Raw genomic sequence first — 2,944 nt, forward strand, 5'->3', positions numbered from 1 at the left:
CTGTATTTCTATATAATAAAAAACAATAATTTCGAATTAAATAAAAAATATTATCGATAAGGCTTCAAGTTCTGGAGGATTATTAAGAAAACAATGCATTTCCTGTTTGCTGTGGTGCAGGTTTTCGTCTTGGAGAAGCGATATCTGGAAATACTTCTACGTTCCTGCAAGACAGGTTGTGGCGGCATGAACCTGGGGGGCAAGGATGCTTCTTAGCATCAACAGCCGCTAGATACTGTTCGCCCCATCTTTGGGATTTAGCTGCACAAGGGATCTAGCGGCATTATGTCTCACTTGTAGTTATTGAGATGAGGTCTGAGAAGTATCTTTAGTCGTTTAGTCCGATCGAAATTCCCGCAAATATACCAAACCCGTCTCCCGGTTGCATAACTGAGAGCTGTCGGCCTCCTGCGATATATCCAGGTACCACAATGGAGGCATAATGTTTATTGGCCAGATTGTTAAAAGACAGGAAGACCTGACGGTGTTTCCCAGGCCATTCATAGCCAATGTTGGCATTATAGATATGATAAGAAGGCGCGAAATAAGTGTCGTCGTAAGACCCTGAAACCTTTGACGAAACCTGTGTATTGAACCCGGCATAAAAGCCATTTTTCAGGTCAAGACGGACTTCTCCCTGATAGAAATGAGCAGGAATTCCTGGAAGCTTGTTCCGGCCGAAAACGGCATCATTTTTGAAGTGAAAATCCTGGTAGGTATAGGATTGACGTAAGCCCAGAGTTCCGCCGGGCCATTTATACAGATCCGTCTCCAGAGATGCTTCCACACCCTGATGCACGGTTGGGGACGCGTTTGAATAGGTCGCGTTCCCATAAAGTTGTGACAAGGGCGTCATGACAGACAGAAGTTCATTCCTCACAGAGGAATAGTAGTATGTGAGGCTCCATTTATTGTGTAGCCAGTTGCCCGTCGTACCAATTTCATACGTTGTTGCTGTCTGGTTTTCGAGGCTGGCTCCCGTTGCAGTCAAGCCTGCTGCAGGACCGGTTGTGTAGTTTGCGCCAGACAGAAGTTGCCAGTCATTAGGTGGCTGAAAACTGCGACTGACGTTTCCATAAACCGAGACATGCGGACTGATGACATACCGAAACCCCCCACGCGGGGTAAAGCCCACGGCCGAGGTGCCGAGAGAGCTTTGCGTAGGATACGTCACAGCGGTAGAGCGCTGCACGAAGTCCAGAGCACCTGCAGCTGTCAGCCAGAAATTATGAAAGAGTTCAAAGTTGTCTCTGATGTGGAAATAGTTGTCCGTTCCGCCGTAAGTAGCGTGTCGAAGCTTTGTTCCAAGCGGAATGCCAGCATAAGTGCCGGTATACGTTCTGGTCCGCGTAGTTTGCCAGGCGTCCAGATCGCTATAGGTATCAATGCCGAACAGCATATCATTGCTGCGGCCCCACAGCTTGTCTTTCCGGCTGTATCGGATCACGCCCGCAATCGTCTTGTATCCCCAGATGCCCGCAGTTGTGCCATTCTCAATATCAATCGGAGCATCCTGATAATCAATTCCCAGCTCCAGCTTGGAATGATCGTCAATCCGGATGGTTGTCATGTTGCCATACCATTTTGAGCCCGGCTGAATGCGCTTGGAATGAAGCGCAACATAAGTCGATTGTGCCTGTTTCGGATTATCAATGATCTGATCTCGCGTCAGAAATCCTGGATATCCGTTTTGCGTCTGTCGATACCGGAAGAAGAACCGCGTAGAGACTTTATCATTGAAGCGGTATCCGTAGTTTGCGTTAACACCAAAACTGCTTGCCGCTGTCTGCTGCTGGTAGCCGCCTCGATAGGACTTGGTGATACTGACATAGTAGTCAGATTTCCCAATGACTTTTCCGGAACTGATCTGCTGCTTGTTATAGTTGAAGCTGCCTGCTTCTGCCCGAACCTGGAATAAGTCCGCATCATACCCCGTCGGGGTGACGTAGTTGATAGCGCCACCAAGTTGTACGCCGCCATAGTCAAACGCATTGGCGCCACGAAGTACTTCTGTATAACGCACGCCGAGTGTTTCAAATAATTCGTACGGCGTGCCAGCCGGCGTCGTTACGGGGAGGCCGTCAAACATCATCAGAATGCCTGAACGAAAATAGTTTGTACCTGTTTGAATTCCGGAACCACGGATAGACAGACGCAAGCCATCACCTCCGCCCGAACTCTGGGCAAAAACACCTGGCTGGAACGCAAGAACGTCAGCGTTAGTGAAGTTTCGGCCTTTCAGAACCTCGTGTGCGTCAATCACACTGACGCCACCGGGGATAGTGCTTAATGCTGCCTTCGATTGATCGACCACAGAGCGTCGACGGGTGGAAACCTTGATTGTTTCACTTGTCGGGGCGACGAAGGGGTTGGGCGCAGCAGAGCGATGAACCACCTCAGAGGGCTGTGTCCTACTCACGGCAGAGGGTGCTGTTACGAGTTTTTTACTCGAAGTACCTATACGGTGATGAGTTGGATGAGTTTTGTACTCTGCCGCTTCGCTTATGAGTGGCGTCATTGCGACCGCGCTTAACAAGAGGGAAGACAGGCGGCCATGGGGTACACCAAGGCGAAAACCTGTATGGGAATGCACCTGATTTTTCTTGCTCTTCATTTTCAAGCTCATTCTGAGGCGCAATTTTGCCCCATGTTTATTGATGCTCTGGCTCACATTTGGAGCTCTGAATTTTTAGGTGTGAATTCTGTAGCCGCACCTGCAACGGAGACTAATGCGGTATCTCTGGTCTCTTTCGTTTAATCGAAAGATAGAGAACACAGCATTGTTGCTTTGAGTGGGCGTGACGCAACTTCACAACAAAGCTTATTGCCTTTTAGGCATCACCGCGCTTACATCGCATCCAAGTATTCCTTACCTAAAGACATATCACCAAATACGATGGTTAAAAAACTATATTACTTTTTTAGTTGGATTTATACAGGCGCA

1 protein-coding gene is annotated in these 2,944 nt (G+C 48.5%); it reads right to left on the minus strand.

What is annotated here, in order from left to right; genetic code table 11:
* Positions 1-328: 328 nt before the first annotated feature.
* The gene (locus ABF979_RS16670; RefSeq protein WP_415560788.1) at positions 329-2,626 is read right to left on the minus strand and encodes a TonB-dependent receptor family protein; all 2,298 of its coding nucleotides are present in this window, start codon (positions 2,624-2,626) and stop codon (positions 329-331) included.
* Between the last annotated feature and the right edge of the window lie 318 nt (positions 2,627-2,944).

Origin of the sequence: Gluconobacter sp. (assembly GCF_047723935.1) — a bacterium.
In the GTDB taxonomy this organism is placed as follows: domain Bacteria; phylum Pseudomonadota; class Alphaproteobacteria; order Acetobacterales; family Acetobacteraceae; genus Gluconobacter.

Coding starts and splice junctions, on each gene's coding strand:
- ABF979_RS16670 (WP_415560788.1), bottom strand. CDS start 2,626: ATGAGCTTGAAAATGAAGAGCAAGAAAAATCAGGTGCATTCCCATACA.